General features: G+C 62.3%; 18 protein-coding genes and 1 tRNA gene. 17 read left to right on the top strand and 2 right to left on the bottom strand.

The window, feature by feature from the left end; translation table 11 throughout:
* The 13 genes from AB4Z43_RS33250 to AB4Z43_RS33190 form a co-directional block, all read left to right on the top strand.
* Positions 1 to 433 (top strand): EF-Tu/IF-2/RF-3 family GTPase (locus AB4Z43_RS33250; RefSeq protein ID WP_441940950.1); only part of this gene is annotated, 433 nt, incomplete at its 5' end.
* Between the two features lie 215 nt (positions 434 to 648).
* Positions 649 to 2,253, top strand: a complete 1,605-nt coding sequence (locus AB4Z43_RS33245) for a hypothetical protein (protein ID WP_441940948.1) — start codon at positions 649 to 651, stop codon at positions 2,251 to 2,253.
* A gap of 101 nt (positions 2,254 to 2,354) precedes the next feature.
* Positions 2,355 to 2,837, top strand: coding sequence for a group II truncated hemoglobin (locus tag AB4Z43_RS33240; RefSeq protein WP_069092109.1), 483 nt, complete (start codon positions 2,355 to 2,357; stop codon positions 2,835 to 2,837).
* 229 nt (positions 2,838 to 3,066) lie between these two features.
* Positions 3,067 to 3,142 (top strand) — tRNA-Trp (locus AB4Z43_RS33235).
* Positions 3,143 to 3,504: 362 nt separating this feature from the next.
* Positions 3,505 to 3,708, top strand: coding sequence for a preprotein translocase subunit SecE (secE, locus tag AB4Z43_RS33230; RefSeq protein WP_010909260.1), 204 nt, complete (start codon positions 3,505 to 3,507; stop codon positions 3,706 to 3,708).
* Between the two features lie 29 nt (positions 3,709 to 3,737).
* Positions 3,738 to 4,265 (top strand): transcription termination/antitermination protein NusG, encoded by a 528-nt coding sequence (nusG, locus tag AB4Z43_RS33225; RefSeq protein WP_010909261.1) that lies wholly within the window; start codon positions 3,738 to 3,740, stop codon positions 4,263 to 4,265.
* A gap of 172 nt (positions 4,266 to 4,437) precedes the next feature.
* A complete protein-coding gene (rplK, locus tag AB4Z43_RS33220; protein WP_010909262.1) occupies positions 4,438 to 4,866 on the top strand; it encodes a 50S ribosomal protein L11 in 429 nt (142 codons plus the stop codon).
* Positions 4,867 to 4,870: 4 nt separating this feature from the next.
* Positions 4,871 to 5,569 (top strand): 50S ribosomal protein L1, encoded by a 699-nt coding sequence (gene rplA / locus AB4Z43_RS33215; RefSeq protein WP_010909263.1) that lies wholly within the window; start codon positions 4,871 to 4,873, stop codon positions 5,567 to 5,569.
* A gap of 392 nt (positions 5,570 to 5,961) precedes the next feature.
* Positions 5,962 to 6,480 carry a 50S ribosomal protein L10 gene (rplJ, locus tag AB4Z43_RS33210; RefSeq protein ID WP_019857958.1) on the top strand — a complete coding sequence of 173 codons (519 nt, stop codon included), beginning with the start codon at positions 5,962 to 5,964 and terminating at the stop codon, positions 6,478 to 6,480.
* 54 nt (positions 6,481 to 6,534) lie between these two features.
* On the top strand, positions 6,535 to 6,912 hold the full coding sequence (gene rplL / locus AB4Z43_RS33205) for a 50S ribosomal protein L7/L12 (protein WP_441940945.1): 378 nt from the start codon (positions 6,535 to 6,537) through the stop codon (positions 6,910 to 6,912).
* A 251-nt stretch (positions 6,913 to 7,163) separates the two neighbouring features.
* Positions 7,164 to 11,300 carry a DNA-directed RNA polymerase subunit beta gene (gene rpoB, locus AB4Z43_RS33200; RefSeq protein ID WP_010909266.1) on the top strand — a complete coding sequence of 1,379 codons (4,137 nt, stop codon included), beginning with the start codon at positions 7,164 to 7,166 and terminating at the stop codon, positions 11,298 to 11,300.
* Positions 11,301 to 11,431: 131 nt separating this feature from the next.
* Positions 11,432 to 15,628, top strand: a complete 4,197-nt coding sequence (gene rpoC, locus AB4Z43_RS33195) for a DNA-directed RNA polymerase subunit beta' (RefSeq protein WP_441940943.1) — start codon at positions 11,432 to 11,434, stop codon at positions 15,626 to 15,628.
* Positions 15,629 to 15,780: 152 nt separating this feature from the next.
* A complete protein-coding gene (locus AB4Z43_RS33190; RefSeq protein WP_038646647.1) occupies positions 15,781 to 16,446 on the top strand; it encodes an O-methyltransferase in 666 nt (221 codons plus the stop codon).
* Between the two features lie 3 nt (positions 16,447 to 16,449).
* Here the strand turns inward: AB4Z43_RS33190 and AB4Z43_RS33185 are convergent, their stop codons facing one another.
* Together AB4Z43_RS33185 and AB4Z43_RS33180 are read right to left on the bottom strand one after the other, a co-directional pair.
* On the bottom strand, positions 16,450 to 17,385 hold the full coding sequence (locus AB4Z43_RS33185; protein WP_019857961.1) for a Gfo/Idh/MocA family protein: 936 nt from the start codon (positions 17,383 to 17,385) through the stop codon (positions 16,450 to 16,452).
* Positions 17,386 to 17,499: 114 nt separating this feature from the next.
* Entirely contained in the window at positions 17,500 to 17,781 is a 282-nt protein-coding gene (locus AB4Z43_RS33180) for a hypothetical protein (RefSeq protein WP_010909270.1), read from the bottom strand.
* A 473-nt stretch (positions 17,782 to 18,254) separates the two neighbouring features.
* Here AB4Z43_RS33180 and rpsL point away from each other — a divergent pair, with 473 nt between their 5' ends.
* The 4 genes from rpsL to AB4Z43_RS33160 all read left to right on the top strand — a co-directional run.
* Entirely contained in the window at positions 18,255 to 18,626 is a 372-nt protein-coding gene (gene rpsL, locus AB4Z43_RS33175) for a 30S ribosomal protein S12 (protein WP_006333356.1), read from the top strand.
* 60 nt (positions 18,627 to 18,686) lie between these two features.
* Positions 18,687 to 19,157 (top strand): 30S ribosomal protein S7, encoded by a 471-nt coding sequence (rpsG, locus tag AB4Z43_RS33170; RefSeq protein ID WP_006202127.1) that lies wholly within the window; start codon positions 18,687 to 18,689, stop codon positions 19,155 to 19,157.
* Between the two features lie 29 nt (positions 19,158 to 19,186).
* Entirely contained in the window at positions 19,187 to 21,277 is a 2,091-nt protein-coding gene (fusA, locus tag AB4Z43_RS33165; protein WP_019857963.1) for an elongation factor G, read from the top strand.
* Between the two features lie 67 nt (positions 21,278 to 21,344).
* The coding region (locus AB4Z43_RS33160; RefSeq protein ID WP_441940952.1) for a GTP-binding protein at positions 21,345 to 21,504 on the top strand (160 nt) is incomplete at its 3' end.

Raw genomic sequence — 21,504 nt, 5'->3', positions numbered from 1 at the left:
GACCAAGACGACCTGCACGGGCGTTGAAATGTTCCGCAAGCTGCTCGATCAGGGCCAGGCTGGCGACAACATCGGCGCGCTGCTGCGCGGCGTTGATCGTGAAGGTGTCGAGCGCGGCCAGGTTCTGGCCAAGCCCGGCACGGTGAAGCCGCACAAGAAGTTCGTAGCCGAGGCCTACATCCTGACCAAGGACGAAGGTGGCCGTCACACGCCGTTCTTCACCAACTACCGCCCGCAGTTCTACTTCCGCACGACGGACGTGACCGGCATCGTGTCGCTGCCGGCTGGCACCGAGATGGTGATGCCTGGCGACAACATCACGGTCGATGTCGAGCTGATCGTGCCGATCGCCATGGAAGAGAAGCTGCGCTTCGCCATCCGTGAAGGCGGCCGCACCGTCGGTGCCGGCATCGTCGTCACCATCAAGGAATAATCGAGACCGGCAATAGCCGGATCGACAAGGAAAGGGCGGTCTTCGGGCCGCCCTTTTCGTTTACGTCGCTGCGTGACATCGGAACTGCGCCTACCCTGTTGCAAGCGCTATCACGGCAACTAGTATAGGTTGCATTGCGGGAGCTTGGCGAAAGAGTGGTTCCAGGGCGCTGTTTCAATGGGAAGGCATGGTGGTTGCGGGCGCTGGTTCGCCTCATGCTGTTGACCGCCATAGTGCTGCCTGTCCTGCCGGCCCGGGCCCAGGAGCAGTCGCTGGACATCCCACCGATGCGCTTCGCCGTCGTGCGCAGCAATGCGCCGGGCTGCGAGCCCAATTGTCCGGAATGGGTATCGGCTGAAGGCACGATCGCGGCGGGCACGCCGTCACTCTTCAAACGCACGCTCAAAACGCTGAAGGGACGGCAACTGCCTGTCGTCGTCAGCTCGCCCGGCGGCAATGTCGATGCCGCACTCGCACTTGGCAGGATGATCCGCAAGGCCAAACTCGATATCGCCGTCGGCGTGACGGTGTTTTCCGGCTGCCAGCCGGAGGCGAAGAATTGCAGCGACAACAAGGGCAAGGGTGCCGACTATTTCGGCATGGCCTTTGACGACGGGGCCATGTGCAATTCGGCCTGTCCGCTGATGTTTTCCGGCGGTATCCGCCGCGTGGTCGGAGATTTCGCCTATCTCGGCGTTCATCAGATCACCACCACCTACAAGCGCGAGAAGCTGCTCTACCGGACCACCTACCGGATCGTGAACGGCAAGAAGAAGGTGATCAACACCAAGGTGGTCAGCCGGAAAAATGCCGGCAGCTACAAGACCTACGAGATGAGCAAGACGGTCGAGAAGACGCTATCGGCCTATCTCAGGGAAATGGGTATAGGCGACGGCGTGCTGGAAATGATGAAGGCCACGCCGGCCAGCGACATCCGCCAGATCACGCTGGACGATATGCTGGCGATGAAGCTGGTGACCAGCCGGGACGCGGCGGATCTGTTGACCTCCGCCGGCCTGTGCGCGCCGCAACAGCCGGCCGCGAATTGCCGGGAGATACCGAGCCCTGCAAACAATGCGACGCCATCGGCTGCTGCGACGGGCAAGCCCAGGGATGTCGCACCAGTTGGACCGGAAACCGCCAAGGCCGGCGCGGACATGCGCTTTGTCGTGGTTCGCGGCAGCAATCCGCTGTGTAATCCTGACTGTCCGGAATGGATCTCGGCGGAAGGCGTGATTACGAGCCAGACACTGCCGAAGCTGCGCCAGTTGCTCGCCACGCTTGGCGATCGGCGCCTGCCTGTCGTGATCAGCTCACGGGGAGGGGACCTGTCTGGCGCCCTGGCAGCGGGCCGGCTTATCCGTGAAAGGAGGCTCGACGTCGCCGTGGGCCGGACCGATTTCGTCGATTGCGACCCGGGGGCATGGAATTGCCTGGCCAAGGAGGGTGCCTATGCCGGATTGAGCATCGATGCGGGCGTGGAGTGCGATACGGCCTGCGCGCTGATGCTTGCCGGCGGCGCGAGAAGGCTTGTCGGTCCGCAGGCGCGGCTCAGCCTGTACCCGATGGGACAGAAGCAGATGGTCAAGGCGTATCTCGAGGAGATGGCGATCGGTCCCGCTCTGTTCAAGGCGATCGCGGGGCGTTCGGCCGAGCGCCGGCTTGAACCGGACATCATGCTGAAAGCGGGACTGACAACCGGACCGCAATCGGTCGACGCACTGACCGGCGCCACGATTTGCAAGGCCGTTCCCAGGCCCGATAATTGCCGCGGCCTGCCGCCCGCCAACGCGGCGGCCGAAGCGCCCGCAAAGCTGTAGTGCGCGGCTTTCCGAAACTGGCCATCGAGGCAGGTTGAGCTGCCTTCGATCTTTCCGCTATCGTCGCCGCGGGTGGCGCCGGGGCTGGCGGAGGATCGATAATGAGCCGGGATGTTCCGACACTCTATGAATGGGCCGGTGGCAGCGATGCCCTGAACCGGCTGACGCAGACCTTCTATGACAAGGTGGCAAAGGACCCGGTCGTCGGGCCGGTATTCAAGACGATGTCGCCGGACCATCCCGCCCATGTCGCGGCCTTCATCGGCGAGGTGTTCGGCGGACCGAAGATCTATAGCGAGAAATTCGGCGGCCACCGCGAGATGGTCATGCATCATCTGGGCAAGCACTTGACCGAGGAGCAGCGCCGCCGCTGGATCAACCTGCTCGCCGATGCAGCCGACGAGGTCGGCTTGCCGGACGATCCCGAATTCCGCTCGGCCTTCATGGGCTATGTCGAATGGGGATCCCGATTGGCCAAGATGAACTCCAATCTAGGCGAGACCTGCGATCCGGAAACCGAGCCGATGCCTGCCTGGGGCTGGGGCGTGCCGGGCGGGCCGTACACGCCGCCGGAAACAAAGTAGCTTCCAGCCGCCTCGGAGTGCGGACTGATGTCGGACGATTTCAAGATCGTGCGCTGGCGCGAGTGGGACGGCCCTGGCATCGAGTATCTCGAGATCGACCGCGATGGGCTGGTCGTGACCTATCCGGATTTCTGGCAAAGGGGATGAAGGCGCGTTTGCGTGCAAACCACTCTTTACAGAGAGCGCGGAAGCTTTTAGGAAGCCCCTGCTGCGCCGAGGCGCGCACGATACGGGCATAGCTCAGTTGGTAGAGCGGCGGTCTCCAAAACCGCAGGTCGTAGGTTCGAGCCCTGCTGCCCGTGCCATTTCAAAATGGCCGTCAGAAATGATGATTCCGCGGACCGCCCTTTGAAAATCGGCGACACGCTTGCCATATTAGGCCGATTGGGGCATAAGGACGCCATAGCCGGGACGGAACGACTGGATGGTTCCGAGGCGGCGTTTGGTCATAAAGCGGACACTTGCCACTTGCGTGGATCAAGAATCGGTTTTATGTAGACAGAACAGACACGCGACGCGTGGAGCTGGGAAGCCGGCTTTACGCGTCTGATTTGCATGGGCGAAATGATTGCGCTGATTCGGCGCGAGACTGGGCTCAGGCGGCACGTCCCGGCCAGCGGGATCATCCAGGGGACCCGGCCAACGGGTCTTGAAGACAGAGCGGCATATGGCTTCGAAAACCACAAATCCTTTCGTCTTTCTCCAGCAGGTTCGCTCGGAGACCGCCAAGGTGACTTGGCCGTCGCGGCGCGAAACGATGATCTCGACGGTGATGGTTCTGGCCTTCGCTGTGATTGCGATGATCTTTTTCTTTAGCGCCGATCAGTTGATGGGCCTCGCGATCGAACAGATTCTGGGCATTGGACGCTAAGTCCGGCGACTACGGAGAAGTCTAAAAAAATGGCTGCGCGCTGGTACATCGTCCACGCTTATTCGAACTTTGAAAAGAAGGTCGCCGAGGACATCGAGAACAAGGCCAAGCAGAAGGGCCTGTCCGCCGATATCGAGCAGATCGTGGTGCCGACCGAGAAGGTGGTCGAAGTTCGTCGTGGCCGCAAGGTCGATGCCGAGCGCAAGTTCTTCCCGGGCTATGTGCTCCTGAAGGCCAATTTGACCGACGCCGTGTTCTCGCTCGTGAAGAACACGCCGAAGGTCACCGGCTTTCTCGGTGACTCCAAGCCGGTGCCGATCACCGAGGCGGAAGCGCAGCGCATCCTGAACCAGGTGCAGGAAGGCGTCGAGCGGCCGAAGCCCTCGGTCACTTTCGAGATCGGCGAGGCGATCCGCGTTTCGGATGGTCCTTTCGCGTCGTTCAACGGCTTCGTCCAGGAAGTGGACGAGGAGCGGGCGCGGCTCAAGGTGGAAGTTTCGATCTTCGGGCGCGCCGTGCCTGTCGATCTGGAATTCGGACAGGTCGAAAAGGGCTGATCCGAAATCCCTGATGCCGGTCTGGCGATCAGGGGAGGCGGTGCGGAAACGCATGGCCTGAGAACGGTGGGAGGCGAATGTGGCTTTAGCCGGCCGCGCGAACCGCACCACCAGACTGCAACCGCCGGTGTTTCCCGAGATGGGGCCGGCATAGACAAAGGCAGGAAAAGAGATGGCTAAGAAAATTGCAGGCCAGCTCAAGCTTCAGGTCTCCGCGGGTTCGGCTACGCCGTCGCCCCCGATCGGCCCGGCGCTTGGTCAGCGTGGCATCAACATCATGGAGTTCTGCAAGGCGTTCAACGCGCAGACCCAGGAAATGGAAAAGGGATCGCCGGTTCCGGTCGTCATCACCTACTATCAGGACAAGTCGTTCACCTTCGTCATGAAGACGCCGCCGGTGAGCTACTTCCTGAAGAAGGCCGCGAACCTGAAGTCGGGCTCAAAGGAGCCGGGCAAGGTCAAGGCTGGCACCGTTTCGCGCGACAAGGTGCGCGAAATCGCGACCGCCAAGATGAAGGATCTGAACGCAAACGACGTCGAGGCGGCCATGCGCATGGTCGAGGGCTCCGCCCGCTCGATGGGTCTGGAAGTGGTGGGCTGAGATCATGGCAAAGATTGCAAAGCGTGTATCGAAGACCCGCGAAGGCATCGATCCCAACAAGGCTTATGCCCTGGGTGAAGCGCTGAAGCTGCTCAAGGACCGTTCCTCGGTCAAGTTCGACGAGACCGTCGAAGTCGCCATGAACCTCGGCGTCGACCCGCGCCATGCCGACCAGATGGTCCGCGGCGTGGTCAACCTGCCGAACGGCACTGGCCGCTCGGTTCGCGTCGCCGTGTTCGCCCGTGGCGACAAGGCCGAGGAAGCCAAGGCCGCCGGCGCCGACATCGTCGGCGCGGAGGACCTGGTCGACATCGTCCAGAAGGGCACGATCGACTTCGATCGCTGCATCGCCACGCCGGACATGATGCCGCTGGTCGGCCGTCTCGGTAAGGTGCTCGGCCCGCGCGGCATGATGCCGAACCCGAAGGTCGGCACCGTCACCACCGACGTCGCCGCCGCCGTCAAGGCATCGAAGGGCGGCGCGGTCGAGTTCCGCGTCGAGAAGGCCGGCATCGTTCATGCCGGCGTCGGCAAGGTCTCGTTCGACGTCAAGGCGCTGGAAGAGAACATCCGCGCCTTCGCCGATGCGGTGACCAAGGCAAAGCCGGCTGGCGCCAAGGGCAACTACGTCAAGAAGGTGTCGGTCACCTCGACGATGGGCCCGGGCCTCAAGCTCGACGTCTCGACGCTCGCTGCGTCCTGATTAAGACCATTTGGATCGGCCGCCGCAGGCCGATCCGTGACTGAATTCCGGGCCCTGGATCTATCCTGGGCCCGGTACCGGAAGTCGAAAGGCTTCCGGACATCCTGTCCGAGATTGCAGGCGGCCCAAAAGCCTTAATTCATGCGGGCCTGCATGAGACGGGTGAAGACCCGACAACGGAGCGAATGCTCCAATGAAAGGTTCGAACCGTGTTTGCCTTTTGTCTGCGCATCGCCGGCTTGTCCGTCGGTGTGGCGAAAGGGGGCAGGATCCTCGAGCGTCGTTCGGGAGATCCGTTACTGGATGGCCCGGCCGGCAAAAAGGCAACCCGACGCCTGTCCTCGAAATGAGATGTTCTCATTGACGGGATTGGGGTCAACTGGAGATAGGCAGTGGACAGAGCGGAAAAACGCGAACTCGTCACGGGCCTGAACGAAGCGTTCGGAAACGCAGGTTCAGTGGTCGTGGCCCACTATGCCGGTATCACCGTCGCGCAAATGAACGACCTTCGGTCGAAAATGCGCGCCGCCGGTGGCACCGTTAAAGTCGCGAAGAACCGTCTCGCCAAAATCGCTCTTCAGGGCACGGACTCCGCATCGATCATCGACCTGTTCAAGGGACAGACGCTGATTGCTTATTCGGAGGATCCGATTGCGGCGCCGAAGGTCGCGTCCGATTTCGCCAAGGGAAATGACAAGCTCGTCATTCTCGGCGGCGCAATGGGCACCACCTCGCTCAATGCCGACGGTGTGAAGGCACTCGCCACACTTCCGTCGCTCGATGAGCTGCGCGCCAGGCTGGTTGGCATGATCGCCACGCCGGCAACCCGGATCGCCCAGATCGTCAATGCGCCAGCGGCCTCGGTCGCGCGCGTCATCGGCGCTTACGCCCGGAAGGACGAGGCGGCATGAGGCCGTTCCTCGCTATCAAAAACACACGTTCGAACCTAACGAAGGAATACAACAATGGCTGATCTCGCAAAGATCGTAGACGACCTTTCGAAGCTGACCGTCCTCGAGGCGGCCGAGCTGTCGAAGCTTCTGGAAGAAAAGTGGGGCGTTTCGGCTGCTGCTCCGGTGGCGGTTGCCGCTGCTGGCGGCGCTGCCGCTGCTGCTGCTCCGGCCGAGGAAAAGACGGAATTCGACGTCGTCCTCACCGACGCTGGCGCGCAGAAGATCAACGTCATCAAGGAAGTCCGCGCCATCACCGGTCTTGGCCTCAAGGAAGCCAAGGACCTGGTCGAAGCGGCTCCGAAGCCGGTCAAGGAAGGCGTTTCCAAGGCCGACGCCGACAAGTTCAAGGCCCAGCTGGAAGCAGCCGGCGCCAAGGTCGAACTGAAGTAAGCGTAAAAGCGGCGGGCGGCCTCGCGCCGTCCGCCACTCCCTTCGCCTGGAGGGAGGACGCGTAGCGCGAGATGTACGAGAACCTCTTTCCTGAGGGCCGAAAACCGGCCTTCAGGAAACGGGTTTTCTCCCGTTTTAGCCGGCCGCCGAAAGGCGAACGGAGAACAGACAGAGAGCCGCCGCCCAGGCGGCTCGGTATGCAAGGCGGACCGCGGCGAGGTCCGTCCCGAGTTTAGAGCTAAGGAGCGACGATGGCCCAGACCCAGACTTTCAATGGCCGCAGACGCGTACGCAAGTTCTTCGGAAAGATTCCGGAAGTTGCGGAGATGCCGAACCTGATCGAGGTTCAGAAGGCATCCTATGACCAGTTCCTGATGGTGGACGAGCCCAAGGGCGGCCGTCCGGACGAGGGACTGCAGGCTGTTTTCAAGTCGGTCTTCCCGATCTCCGATTTTTCCGGCTCCTCGATGCTGGAGTTCGTGAAGTACGAGTTCGAAGGACCGAAATTCGACGTTGACGAATGCCGCCAGCGCGACCTGACCTATGCCGCGCCGCTGAAAGTGACGCTGCGCCTCATCGTGTTCGATATCGACGAGGATACTGGCGCCAAGTCGATCAAGGACATCAAGGAGCAGGACGTCTACATGGGCGACATGCCGCTCATGACCTTGAACGGCACCTTCATCGTCAACGGCACCGAGCGCGTCATCGTCTCGCAGATGCACCGTTCGCCGGGCGTCTTCTTCGACCACGACAAGGGCAAGTCGCACTCGTCGGGCAAGCTTCTGTTTGCCGCGCGCGTCATTCCCTATCGCGGCTCGTGGCTCGACATCGAGTTCGATTCCAAGGACGTCGTGCACGCCCGCATCGACCGCCGCCGCAAGATTCCGGTGACGTCGCTGTTGATGGCGCTCGGCATGGATGGCGAAGAGATCCTGTCGACCTTCTACAACAAGATCACCTATGTCCGCGCCGGCGACCACTGGCGCATTCCGTTCAACGTCGAGCGTTTCCGCGGCCTCAAGGCCGTCGGCGACCTGGTCGACGCCGATACGGGCGAGATCGTTGTCGAGGCCGGCAAGAAGATCACCGCCCGTCAGGCGCGCCAGCTCGGCGAAAAGGGCCTGAAGGCGATCAAGGCGACCGACGAGGATCTGCTCGGCAACTACCTGGCCGAGGACATCGTCAATTATGCCACCGGCGAGATCTTCCTCGAAGCCGGTGACGAGATCGACGAGAAGACCCTGAAGGTGCTGCTTGGCACCGGCGAGCAGGAGATCAAGGTTCTCGACATCGACCACGTCAATGTCGGCGCCTACATCAGAAACACGCTCAACGTCGACAAGAACGAGAGCCGCCAGGACGCGCTGTTCGACATCTATCGTGTCATGCGCCCCGGCGAGCCGCCGACGCTCGAGACCGCCGAAGCCATGTTCAACTCGCTGTTCTTCGACAGCGAGCGCTACGACCTGTCGGCTGTCGGCCGCGTCAAGATGAACATGCGCCTCGAGCTCAAGGCCGAGGACACCGTGCGCGTGCTGCGCAAGGAAGACATCCTGGCCGTGGTCAAGACGCTGGTCGAACTGCGCGACGGCAAGGGCGAGATCGACGACATCGACAATCTCGGCAACCGCCGCGTGCGTTCCGTCGGCGAGCTGATGGAGAACCAGTACCGCGTCGGCCTGCTGCGCATGGAGCGCGCGATCAAGGAGCGTATGTCCTCGATCGAGATCGACACGGTGATGCCGCAGGACCTGATCAACGCCAAGCCGGCGGCCGCCGCCGTGCGCGAGTTCTTCGGTTCCTCGCAGCTGTCGCAGTTCATGGACCAGACCAACCCGCTGTCGGAGATCACCCACAAGCGTCGTCTTTCGGCGCTTGGACCGGGCGGTCTGACCCGCGAGCGCGCCGGCTTCGAGGTGCGCGACGTGCACCCGACGCATTACGGCCGTATCTGCCCGATCGAGACGCCGGAAGGCCCGAATATCGGTCTGATCAACTCGCTGGCCACCTTCGCACGCGTCAACAAGTACGGCTTCATCGAGAGCCCGTACCGCAAGATCGTCGACGGCAAGCTGACCAACGACGTCGTCTATCTCTCGGCGATGGAAGAAGCCAAGCACCATGTCGCGCAGGCTAACGCCGAGCTCGACAAGAATGGCGGCTTCGTCGACGAGTTCGTCATTTGCCGCAGTGCCGGTGAAGTGATGATGGCGCCGCGCGAAAACGTCGACCTGATGGACGTGTCGCCCAAGCAGATGGTGTCGGTGGCCGCGGCCCTGATCCCGTTCCTGGAAAACGACGACGCCAACCGCGCGCTGATGGGCTCGAACATGCAGCGTCAGGCCGTGCCGCTGGTGCGCGCCGAGGCGCCGTTCGTCGGCACCGGCATGGAGCCGATCGTCGCCCGTGACTCGGGCGCCGCCATCGGCGCCCGCCGCGGCGGCATCGTCGACCAGGTGGACGCGACGCGTATCGTTATCCGCGCGACGGAAGATCTCGATCCGGGCAAGTCCGGCGTCGACATCTACCGGCTGATGAAGTTCCAGCGTTCGAACCAGAACACCTGCATCAATCAGCGTCCGCTGGTGCGCATGGGTGACCGGGTCAACAAGGGCGACATTATCGCCGACGGTCCGTCGACCGAGCTCGGTGATCTCGCGCTCGGCCGCAACGTGCTGGTCGCCTTCATGCCGTGGAATGGCTACAACTACGAGGACTCGATCCTGCTCTCCGAGCGCATCGTCGCCGACGACGTCTTCACCTCGATCCACATCGAGGAGTTCGAGGTCATGGCGCGCGATACCAAGCTTGGTCCGGAGGAAATCACGCGCGACATTCCGAACGTTTCGGAAGAAGCGCTGAAGAACCTCGACGAAGCCGGCATCGTCTATATCGGTGCGGAAGTGCAGCCGGGCGACATCCTGGTCGGCAAGATCACGCCGAAGGGCGAAAGCCCGATGACGCCGGAAGAGAAGCTTCTGCGCGCCATCTTCGGCGAAAAGGCTTCCGACGTGCGCGACACCTCGATGCGCATGCCTCCGGGCACTTTCGGCACCGTCGTCGAGGTGCGCGTGTTCAATCGCCACGGTGTGGAGAAGGACGAGCGCGCCATGGCGATCGAGCGCGAGGAGATCGAACGCCTCGCCAAGGACCGCGACGACGAGCAGGCCATCCTGGACCGCAACGTCTACGCGCGTCTTTCCGACGTGCTCGTCGGCAAGGAAGCGATCGCTGGACCGAAGGGCTTCAAGAAGGGCTCGACGCTGTCCAAGGACACGCTCGACGAGTATCCGCGTTCGCAATGGTGGCAGTTCGCCGTGGAGAACGAAAAGCTCCAGAGCGAACTGGAAGCCCTGCGTGGCCAGTACGACGACTCCAAGAAGGCGCTCGAGCAGCGCTTCATGGACAAGGTCGAGAAGGTGCAGCGCGGCGACGAAATGCCTCCGGGCGTCATGAAGATGGTCAAGGTCTTCGTGGCGGTGAAGCGCAAGATGCAGCCGGGCGACAAGATGGCCGGCCGTCACGGCAACAAGGGTGTCGTGTCACGCATCGTTCCGGTCGAGGACATGCCTTTCCTCGAGGACGGCACGCATGCCGATATCGTGCTCAACCCGCTGGGTGTGCCGAGCCGCATGAATGTCGGCCAGATCCTGGAAACGCATCTGGGCTGGGCCTGCGCGGGCATGGGCAAGAAGATCGGCGAGCTGATCGACACGTACAAGGCCGCCGGCGACATCAAGCCGCTGCGCAAGACGCTCGAGAGCTTCATGCCGGCCAATGACCGTAACGAGCCGATCCGCGAGTATGACGACGAGAGCATTGTTCGCCTCAGCGAACAGATGCGCCGCGGCGTCTCGATCGCGACCCCGGTGTTCGACGGTGCCCACGAGGCTGACATCAACATCATGCTGGAGCAGGCGGGCCTGCACACCAGCGGTCAGTCGCAGCTCTATGACGGACGCACGGGCGAGCCGTTCGATCGCAAGGTGACGATGGGCTATATCTACATGCTCAAGCTTCACCACCTCGTGGACGACAAGATCCACGCGCGTTCGATCGGTCCGTACTCGCTCGTCACCCAGCAGCCGCTGGGCGGCAAGGCGCAGTTCGGTGGCCAGCGCTTCGGCGAAATGGAGGTCTGGGCGCTGGAAGCCTACGGCGCCGCCTACACGCTGCAGGAAATGCTGACGGTGAAGTCGGACGACGTTGCCGGCCGCACCAAGGTCTACGAGGCGATCGTGCGCGGCGACGACACGTTCGAGGCCGGCATTCCGGAGAGCTTCAACGTGCTCGTCAAGGAAATGCGGTCTCTCGGCCTCAATGTCGAGCTGGAGAACACCAAGCTCGACGACGCCCCGGTTCGGCTGCCCGACGCGGCTGAGTAAAGGCTACAGCGCGCCGCACGAAGTTGCGGCGCGCCAAAGGAATTCGACGGCCGGTGGCCGACAAAGACGGTGGGCGTTTGGCCCGCGACTAGATGCAAGGGGTTTTCGAGGACCCCGAAAAGGAGAACGGCATGAACCAAGAGGTCATGAATCTCTTCAATCCGCAGGCGCCTGCGCAGGTGTTCGATTCCATCCGGATCTCACTGGCCAGCCCTGAGAAGATTCTGTCCTGGTCGTTCGGCGAGATCAAGAAGCCGGAGACCATCAACTACCGCACCTTCAAGCCGGAGCGTGACGGTCTGTTCTGCGCGCGCATTTTTGGCCCGATCAAGGACTACGAGTGCCTGTGCGGCAAGTACAAGCGCATGAAGTACAAGGGCGTCATCTGCGAGAAGTGCGGCGTCGAAGTCACGCTGTCGCGCGTCCGCCGCGAGCGCATGGGCCATATCGAGCTCGCCGCTCCCGTCGCTCACATCTGGTTCCTGAAGTCGCTGCCTTCGCGCATCGGCACGCTGCTCGACATGACGCTGAAGGATATCGAGCGCGTCCTCTACTTCGAGAACTACATCGTCACCGAGCCTGGCCTCACCGCGCTGAAGGAGCACCAGCTGCTCAGCGAGGAAGAGTACATGATCGCCGTCGACGAGTATGGCGAGGACTCCTTCACTGCCATGATCGGCGCCGAGGCCATTCATGACCTTCTGGCCGGCATGGATCTGGAGAAGATCGCCGGCGACCTGCGTTCGGAGCTGGCTTCGACCACGTCCGAGCTGAAGCAGAAGAAGTATTTGAAGCGGCTCAAGGTCGTCGAGAACTTCATGGAATCCGGCAACCGTCCGGAATGGATGATCATGAAGGTGGTTCCGGTTATCCCGCCGGACCTGCGCCCGCTGGTTCCGCTGGATGGTGGACGTTTCGCGACGTCTGACCTGAACGATCTCTATCGCCGCGTCATCAACCGCAACAACCGTCTGAAGCGGCTGATCGAGCTGCGCGCTCCCGGCATCATCGTGCGCAATGAAAAGCGCATGCTGCAGGAAGCGGTGGACGCACTGTTCGACAACGGCCGTCGCGGCCGCGTCATCACCGGCGCCAACAAGCGTCCGCTGAAGTCGCTGTCCGACATGTTGAAGGGCAAGCAGGGACGGTTCCGCCAGAACCTGCTCGGCAAGCGCGTCGACTATTCCGGCCGCTCGGTCATTGTCACCGGTCCGGAGCTCAAGCTGCACCAGTGCGGCCTGCCGAAGAAGATGGCGCTCGAACTGTTCAAGCCCTTCATCTACGCCCGTCTCGACGCCAAGGGTTACTCCTCGACCGTCAAGCAGGCCAAGAAGCTGGTCGAGAAGGAGCGTCCGGAAGTCTGGGATATTCTCGACGAGGTCATCCGCGAGCACCCGGTTCTGTTGAACCGTGCGCCGACGCTGCACCGCCTCGGCATCCAGGCGTTCGAGCCGATCCTGATCGAAGGCAAGGCGATCCAGCTGCACCCGCTGGTCTGCACGGCCTTCAACGCCGACTTCGACGGCGACCAGATGGCGGTCCACGTGCCGCTGTCCCTGGAAGCGCAGCTTGAAGCCCGCGTGCTGATGATGTCGACCAACAACATCCTGCACCCGGCTTCCGGCGCGCCGATCATCGTGCCGTCGCAGGACATGGTTCTGGGTCTCTACTATCTCTCGATCGTCAACCAGAACGAGCCGGGCGAGGGCATGGTGTTTGCCGACATGGGCGAACTCCAGCACGCGCTCGAGACAAAGGCGGTGACCCTGCACGCCAAGATCAAGGGCCGCTTCCGCACGGTCGACGCCGAAGGCAAGGTCGTGTCGAAGATCCATGACACTACGCCTGGCCGTATGATCATCGGCGAGCTTCTGCCGAAGAACGTCAATGTGCCGTACGAGACCGCCAACCAGGAGATGACCAAGAAGAACATCTCCAAGATGATCGACACCGTCTACCGCCATTGCGGTCAGAAGGAGACGGTCATTTTCTGTGACCGCATCATGGCGCTCGGCTTCGCTCACGCCTGCCGTGCCGGCATTTCGTTCGGCAAGGACGACATGCTGATCCCGGACAGCAAGATCAAGCTGGTCTCCGACACCGAGGCTTTGGCCAAGGAATACGAGCAGCAGTACAATGACGGCCTGATCACGCAGGGCGAGAAGTACAACAAGGTTGTCGACGCCTGGGCCAAGTGCTCCGAAAAGGTCGCCGACGAGATGATGGCCCGCATCAAGGCGGTGGAGTTCGAAGACAACGGCCGTCAGAAGCCGATGAACTCGATCTACATGATGTCGCACTCCGGTGCGCGTGGCTCGCCCACCCAGATGCGTCAGCTCGCCGGCATGCGCGGCCTGATGGCCAAGCCGTCGGGTGAAATCATCGAGACGCCGATCATCTCGAACTTCAAGGAAGGCCTGACCGTGCTCGAGTACTTCAACTCGACCCACGGCGCCCGCAAGGGTCTGGCCGACACCGCCTTGAAGACGGCGAACTCGGGTTACCTCACCCGTCGTCTGGTCGACGTGGCGCAGGACTGCATCGTCAACTCCGTGGATTGCGGCACCGACAAGGGCCTCACCATGCAGCCGATCGTCGATGCCGGTCAGGTCGTCGCTTCGGTCGGCCAGCGCGTGCTGGGCCGCACCGCGCTCGATGACATCAACCATCCGGTGACCGGTGACCTGCTGGTCAAGGCCGGAACGCTGATGGACGAGCGTGACGTGGAGCAGATCGAAAAGGCCGGCGTCCAGTCGGTCCGAATCCGCTCGGCACTGACCTGCGAGGTCAGGGTCGGCGTGTGCGCGGTCTGCTACGGACGCGATCTGGCGCGCGGCACCCCGGTCAACCAGGGTGAAGCCGTCGGCGTCATCGCGGCGCAGTCGATCGGCGAGCCGGGCACCCAGCTCACCATGCGTACCTTCCACATGGGCGGTACCGCGCAGGTGGTGGATAGTTCGTTCCTTGAAGCCTCCTATGAGGGCAAGGTCGAAATCCGCAACCGCAACGTGGTGCGCAACTCCGACGGCCAGCAGATGGTCATGGGCCGCAACATGGCGGTGCTGATCCTCGACGAGGCCGGCAAGGAGCGTGCCACGCACCGTGTCACCTATGGTTCGCGTATCTTCGTGGACGATGGCGACAAGGTGAAGCGCGGCCAGCGTATCGCCGAGTGGGATCCCTACACCCGCCCGATCCTCACCGAAATCGAGGGCAAGGTGGCGTTCGAGGATCTGGTCGACGGCATTTCCGTCCAGGAAACGGCCGACGAGTCGACCGGCATCACCAAGCGTGAGGTCATCGACTGGCGTTCGACGCCGCGCGGCAACGATCTGAAGCCGGCGATCGTCGTTCAGGACGCCAAGGGCAAGGTCGGCAAGCTGTCGAAGGGTGGCGATGCCCGCTTCCTGCTCTCGGTCGAGGCCATTCTCTCGGTCGAGCCAGGTGCGCAGGTTCGTCCCGGCGACGTGCTGGCGCGTATTCCGATGGAAAGCGCCAAGACCAAGGACATCACCGGCGGTCTGCCGCGTGTTGCCGAACTGTTCGAGGCCCGTCGTCCGAAGGATCACGCCATCATCGCCGAGATCGATGGCACGATCCGCTTCGGCCGCGACTACAAGAACAAGCGCCGCATCATCATCGAGCCGCATGACTCGACGCTCGAGCCGGTCGAATACCTGATCCCGAAGGGCAAGCCGTTCCACCTCCAGGACGGCGACGTCATCGAGAAGGGCGACTACATCCTCGACGGCAATCCGGCGCCGCACGACATCCTGGCGATCAAGGGCGTGGAGGCACTTGCTTCCTACCTCGTCAACGAAATCCAGGAAGTTTACCGCCTGCAGGGCGTGTCGATCAACGACAAGCACATCGAGGTGATCGTTCGCCAGATGCTGCAGAAGGTCGAGATCACCACGCAGGGCGACTCGACCTACATTCCGGGCGACCACGTCGACGTGATCGAACTGGAAGAGGTCAACGAGCGCCTGATCGAGGACGGCAAGAAGCCGGCCGAAGGTCAGCCGGTGCTGCTCGGCATCACCAAGGCCTCGCTGCAGACGCCGTCCTTCATCTCGGCCGCCTCCTTCCAGGAGACGACCAGGGTGCTGACGGAGGCCGCGGTTGCCGGCAAGACCGACATGCTGCAGGGCTTGAAGGAAAACGTCATCGTCGGCCGGCTGATCCCGGCCGGTACGGGCGGCACGATGAGCCAGATCCGGCGCATCGCCACCTCGCGCGACGAACTCATCATCGACGAGCGCCGCAAGGCCTCCGGTGTGGAAACCGCCGAGCCGATGCTGGCCGATATGACAACCGCCGCGCAGTAAGCGCGGCGGCAAGAAATCTCAGGCAACAAGGCCGTCGGGGTAACCCGGCGGCTTTTTTGTTTTCCGGAGCGTGGCGAAGTTGGTATCCATGGCGGCAAGAAAGGCCCCGGGGCTACATTTTCGCGTTTCGGCTTTTGATCGGAGAAGAAACGATGAGCAGGAAGACCTGGGCTGCGGTCGACGACTACATCGTTGATGCTCTGTTCGAAGCGGATCCAGCCCTTGACGCCGTTCTCGCCGCCAACCGTGACGAAGGCCTGCCGCCGATCGACGTATCGCCGGCGCAGGGCAAGCTGCTTTCACTGCTGGCGCGGATTCGGGGTGCGAAGAAGATCCTCGAAATCGGCACGCTGGGCGGCTATTCGACGATTTGGATGGCGCGCGCCTTGCCCATGGACGGCAAGATCGTGACGCTTGAACTTGACCCGCATCACGCCAAGGTCGCGCGGTCGAATTTCGGACGTGCAGGGGTTTCGAACCAAGTGGAATTGCGGGTCGGGCCGGCCCTTGAATCGCTGGCCGCGCTAAGCGCTGGAAATGCCGGGCCGTTCGATCTCATCTTCATCGACGCCGACAAGCCGAACAACCCGAACTATCTCTCCTGGGCCACGCGGCTTTCGAGGCCGGGAACAGTCATCATCTGCGACAATGTCATCCGCGACGGCGCGGTGATCGACGGCGGTGGGCATGACGCCAATGTCGTGGGCGCCCGGGCGGCGTTCTCATTCATAGGCGGCGACAAGCGCCTGGATGGCACCGCCATCCAGACAGTAGGCGCCAAGGGCTATGACGGCTTTGCGATTGCGATTGTCAGTTGAAGGTCAGTCGAAAAACGCCTCGACCACATTGCGCTTGCCGAGCATGAAGGCGTCGGCGACATGCTGCAGCGGCGCGAGATCGACATCTGAGATGCCGGCGCGCACGATCTCGGCGAAACGCTTGTAGAGCATGGGGTATTCCGCTTCCGGCTCCTCATGCACGACGCGGCCGTCGATGGCGAGTTTCGAGCCGCCGCCGGAAAGCACCATCTTGCCGGCATCCGTGTCGGCCAGGATGTCCCAGCTTTGCGGGCCGGTCTGCAGCCAGTCGAGGTCCATCGTCACCGGCAATCCGTTCGACGTGCGGAAGGCGACTTGCGCCGCGACCGGGGCAGCGCGGTTTTCAGGAAAGTCGAGCACGGCGGAGGTGATGAACATCGCCGGCAGGATGTGGGTTGCGATCGACAGTGCGTTGATGCCGGGATCGAAGACACCGAAGCCGCCCGGCGCCCAGATCCACTCCTGGTTCGGATGCCAGCGGCGCACATCTTCCTTCCAGACGATAGCCGCCGACCGAATCTGGGTCGATGCGAGAAAACCGCGCGCGGCCTCCACCGCCGGCGCATAACGCGAGTGCCAGCTGGCAAATAGCGAGACGCCGTTTTTCTCGGCCAGCACCTTCAGGTCTTCGACCTCGCTGACCGTTGCGCCCGGCGGCTTTTCCAGGAAGACATGCTTCCTTGCCTCGAGCGCGGTGCGCGCGGCGTCGTAGCGGAATTGCGGCGGCATGCAGAGCGAGACGGCCTCAAGCTCCGGCACCGCGTCGAGCATCGCCTCGATGGTTGGAAAGTTCGGGATGCCGTCGACCTTGCCATGCCGGCTGGCGGCAGCGGTGAGTCGGTAGCTCTGGTCCTTGGCTAGCGCCGGCAGGTGCTGGTCGCGGACGATCTTGCCGACGCCGACGATACCTATGTTGATGGGGTTATTGTTTGACGACATGGGGGCTCCGGAATGGGAAGGACAGGTTTTTCTAGGCGCGAGAAAGACAACCGGGCAAGTTGCGAAAGGTGGAGCGGCGGTCCGGCCGGCGTAAGCCGTGTCCGGACCTGATTCTCAGATCGGCGCGTCGAACGTGACGATCGAGACTTCGCCTTCGAGCGCGCCCTGATAGGCCGACAGATGCGGCTCGTCATCGGGCACGCCGTCCATATCGCCGATCTGATCGAGCTCGGCCTCGGCATAACCTTCCGCCGCAAGCGATTCGAGGGCGCGGCGCACCGCCGAATCGTCGTCGGGAGCCACCAGCATGACATGAACGCCTTCCGCTTTGCCGCCTTTGCGCTTCCACACCCGGCCGGTGATGATGGTGACCGGGCGTTCTTCATTGTCGTTCACGGGCTGATTCCTCTTGGCAAAGGACAGGCGAGGGGGTTTTCAGAGCTCAGGCCGCCTTTTCGCATGAAGCGGGGCCGCGCGACAGCCAAAAGCCGGTCACTTTCTTCCTCGCACTTGCAAAATGGCGAAAGAAAATTACATGCGCCTTTCGCATGGCTGCCAAGCCCCGGCATCAATGCAATATTTGGCACTGCGGGGTTGACGGTTCGCGGGCTTACGAGTAGAAGCCGCCCAGTCAGAACCGATGTGAGGCTCTCCCTTCCGAAGCGACACGCTTTGGAGTTTGCTTCAAACAGGGTTCGTTTTACGAGCGAAAAGACATTTCCGGCGTGCACGAAGCGGCTTCCGCTTCCTCTGCCATTTGTTCGGGCAAGACCGCGAGGCGCGGTTTGTGGCCCGAATTTGCGTATGGAAATGACGCTTTGAGCGGCCCTGACCGGGCGAGACACGGAATTGAGAGACAAGAGGGTTTAATGCCTACCGTCAACCAGCTGATCCGCAAGCCGCGCATTGCGCCGGTGAAGCGCAACAAGGTCCCGGCCATGCAGCAGAACCCGCAGAAGCGGGGCGTCTGCACGCGCGTCTACACGACGACGCCGAAGAAGCCGAACTCGGCGCTGCGCAAGGTGGCCAAGATCCGCCTGACCAATGGTTTTGAAGTGATCGGTTACATCCCCGGCGAAGGTCACAACCTTCAGGAACACTCCGTGGTCATGATCCGCGGCGGCCGCGTCAAGGATCTTCCGGGCGTCCGCTACCACATCATCCGCGGCGTGCTCGACACGCAGGGCGTGAAGAACCGCAAGCAGCGCCGTTCGAAGTACGGCGCCAAGCGTCCGAAGTAAGATTTTCCGGCCCTGGCGCTGCTTGAAAGCGTCGGGCTACGAGATTGAGAGACAAAAGCCATGTCGCGTCGTCACAGTGCAGAAAAGCGTGAGATCAACCCGGATCCGAAGTTCGGCGATCTGATCGTCACCAAGTTCATGAACGCCGTCATGTATGACGGCAAGAAGTCGGTCGCCGAGACCATCGTCTATGGCGCTCTGGACCAGGTCCAGTCGAAGACCAAGCAGGAGCCGGTCACCGTCTTCCATCAGGCGCTCGACAATGTCGCGCCGCATGTGGAAGTGCGTTCGCGTCGCGTCGGCGGCGCCACCTACCAGGTTCCGGTCGACGTGCGCCCCGAGCGCCGCCAGGCATTGGCCATCCGTTGGCTGATCGCGGCTGCCCGCAACCGCAACGAGACCACCATGATCGACCGCCTCTCGGGCGAGCTGATGGACGCGGCCAACAACCGCGGCACGGCAGTCAAGAAGCGTGAAGACACCCACAAGATGGCTGAAGCCAACCGCGCTTTCGCACACTACCGCTGGTAAAGCGCGAACAGGACTGAGAGGCAGCTACGATGGCCCGCGAATACAAAATCGAAGACTACCGCAATTTCGGTATCATGGCGCATATTGACGCCGGCAAGACGACGACCACCGAGCGCGTCCTCTATTACACGGGCAAGTCGCACAAGATCGGCGAAGTGCACGACGGCGCTGCCACCATGGACTGGATGGAGCAGGAGCAGGAACGCGGCATCACCATCACGTCCGCCGCCACCACGACCTTCTGGAAAGGTCGCGACGGCAAGATGCATCGCTTCAACATCATCGACACTCCCGGACACGTCGACTTCACCATCGAAGTCGAGCGTTCGCTGCGCGTGCTCGACGGCGCTATTGCGCTGCTCGACGCCAACGCCGGTGTCGAGCCGCAGACGGAAACCGTCTGGCGCCAGGCCGACAAGTACCGCGTGCCGCGCATGATCTTCTGCAACAAGATGGACAAGATCGGCGCCGATTTCTACCGCTCGGTCGAGATGATCGGCTCACGCCTCGGTGCGCAGGCTGTCGTCATGCAGCTGCCGATTGGCGCCGAGACCGAATTCAAGGGCGTCGTCGACCTCGTCGAGATGAACGCGCTTGTCTGGCGCGACGAGACGCTGGGCGCTGCCTGGGACGTCGTCGAGATCCCGGCCGATCTTCAGGCTCGTGCCGTGGAATACCGCGAGAAGATGATCGAAGCCGCCGTCGAAATGGACGAGACGGCCCTCGAAAACTACCTCGAAGGCAAGATGCCGTCGAATGACGAGATCCGTTCGCTGATCCGCAAGGGCACGATCGCGGTCAAGTTCTATCCGATGTTCTGCGGTTCGGCCTTCAAGAACAAGGGCGTGCAGCCGCTGCTCGACGCCGTTGTCGAATACCTGCCGTCGCCGGCCGACGTTCCCGCCATTAAGGGTGTCGATGCCAAGACCGACGCCGAGATCGAGCGTCATGCGGATGACAACGAGCCGCTGTCGATGCTCGCCTTCAAGATCATGAACGACCCGTTCGTCGGTTCGCTGACCTTCGCCCGCATCTACTCGGGCAAGCTCACCAAGGGCGTCTCGGTCGACAACACCGTCAAGGGCAAGAAGGAGCGCATCGGCCGCATGCTGCAGATGCATGCGAATTCGCGCGCCGACGTTGAGGAAGCTTTCGCCGGCGACATCGTCGCTCTGGCTGGCCTCAAGGACACGACCACCGGCGACACTCTGTGCGATCCGCTGCACCCGGTCATCCTCGAGCGCATGGAATTCCCCGACCCGGTCATCCAGATCGCTATCGAGCCGAAGACCAAGAACGACCAGGAAAAGATGGGCCTCGCCCTTCACCGACTGGCTGCCGAGGATCCGTCCTTCCGCGTCAAGACCGACGAGGAAAGCGGCCAGACCATCATCTCCGGCATGGGCGAACTGCACCTCGACATCATCGTCGACCGCATGCGTCGCGAGTTCAAGGTCGAAGCCAATGTCGGCGCTCCGCAGGTGGCCTATCGCGAGACGATCACCCGCAAGCACGAGCAGGACTACACCCACAAGAAACAGACCGGCGGTACCGGCCAGTTCGCCCGCGTCAAGGTTATCTTCGAGCCGAACACGGAGAGCGAAGAGTTCGTCTTCGAGTCCAAGATCGTCGGCGGCGCGGTGCCGAAGGAATACATTCCGGGTGTCGAAAAGGGCATTCAGAGCGTCATGGGCGCTGGTCCGTTCGCGGGCTTCCCGATGATCGGTGTCCGGGCGACGCTGATCGACGGCGCCTACCACGACGTCGACTCCTCGGTCCTGGCCTTCGAAATCGCGTCCCGCGCCTGCTTCCGCGAAGCCGCACCCAAGCTGGGCGTGCAGCTGCTCGAGCCGATCATGAAGGTCGAAGTCGTGACGCCGGAAGACTATGTCGGCAGCGTCATTGGCGACCTGAACGGCCGTCGCGGCCAGATCCAGGGCCAGGAAGCACGCGGCGTGGCCGTCGTCATCAACGCGATGGTGCCGCTCGCCAACATGTTCAAGTACGTCGACAACCTGCGCTCGATGAGCCAGGGCCGCGCGGCCTACACGATGCAGTTCGACCACTACGAGCCGGTCCCGACCGCGGTCGCCCAGGAAGTCCAGAAAAAATACGCGTAACTCGAAAGAGCCGTCGCGGTAACGCAATTCAAAGCCCGCATGGGCGAGCAGGAAATGGAGACATCACATGGCAAAAGGTAAATTCGAGCGCACTAAGCCTCATGTGAACATCGGCACGATTGGTCACGTTGACCATGGCAAGACGTCGCTGACGGCGGCGATCACGAAGTATTTTGGCGAGTACAAGCGCTACGACCAGATCGATGCCAGATCGATGCGGCGCCGGA

The sequence above is a fragment of the Mesorhizobium sp. 2RAF45 genome (assembly GCF_052115225.1).
Lineage (GTDB): Bacteria > Pseudomonadota > Alphaproteobacteria > Rhizobiales > Rhizobiaceae > Mesorhizobium > Mesorhizobium jarvisii.
This window is presented reverse-complemented; position numbering and strand designations above follow the sequence as displayed.

Coding starts and splice junctions, on each gene's coding strand:
- AB4Z43_RS33245 (WP_441940948.1), top strand. CDS start 649: ATGCTGTTGACCGCCATAGTGCTGCCTGTCCTGCCGGCCCGGGCCCAG.
- AB4Z43_RS33240 (WP_069092109.1), top strand. CDS start 2,355: ATGAGCCGGGATGTTCCGACACTCTATGAATGGGCCGGTGGCAGCGAT.
- secE (WP_010909260.1), top strand. CDS start 3,505: ATGGCTTCGAAAACCACAAATCCTTTCGTCTTTCTCCAGCAGGTTCGC.
- nusG (WP_010909261.1), top strand. CDS start 3,738: ATGGCTGCGCGCTGGTACATCGTCCACGCTTATTCGAACTTTGAAAAG.
- rplK (WP_010909262.1), top strand. CDS start 4,438: ATGGCTAAGAAAATTGCAGGCCAGCTCAAGCTTCAGGTCTCCGCGGGT.
- rplA (WP_010909263.1), top strand. CDS start 4,871: ATGGCAAAGATTGCAAAGCGTGTATCGAAGACCCGCGAAGGCATCGAT.
- rplL (WP_441940945.1), top strand. CDS start 6,535: ATGGCTGATCTCGCAAAGATCGTAGACGACCTTTCGAAGCTGACCGTC.
- rpoB (WP_010909266.1), top strand. CDS start 7,164: ATGGCCCAGACCCAGACTTTCAATGGCCGCAGACGCGTACGCAAGTTC.
- rpoC (WP_441940943.1), top strand. CDS start 11,432: ATGAACCAAGAGGTCATGAATCTCTTCAATCCGCAGGCGCCTGCGCAG.
- AB4Z43_RS33190 (WP_038646647.1), top strand. CDS start 15,781: ATGAGCAGGAAGACCTGGGCTGCGGTCGACGACTACATCGTTGATGCT.
- AB4Z43_RS33185 (WP_019857961.1), bottom strand. CDS start 17,385: ATGTCGTCAAACAATAACCCCATCAACATAGGTATCGTCGGCGTCGGC.
- rpsL (WP_006333356.1), top strand. CDS start 18,255: ATGCCTACCGTCAACCAGCTGATCCGCAAGCCGCGCATTGCGCCGGTG.
- rpsG (WP_006202127.1), top strand. CDS start 18,687: ATGTCGCGTCGTCACAGTGCAGAAAAGCGTGAGATCAACCCGGATCCG.
- fusA (WP_019857963.1), top strand. CDS start 19,187: ATGGCCCGCGAATACAAAATCGAAGACTACCGCAATTTCGGTATCATG.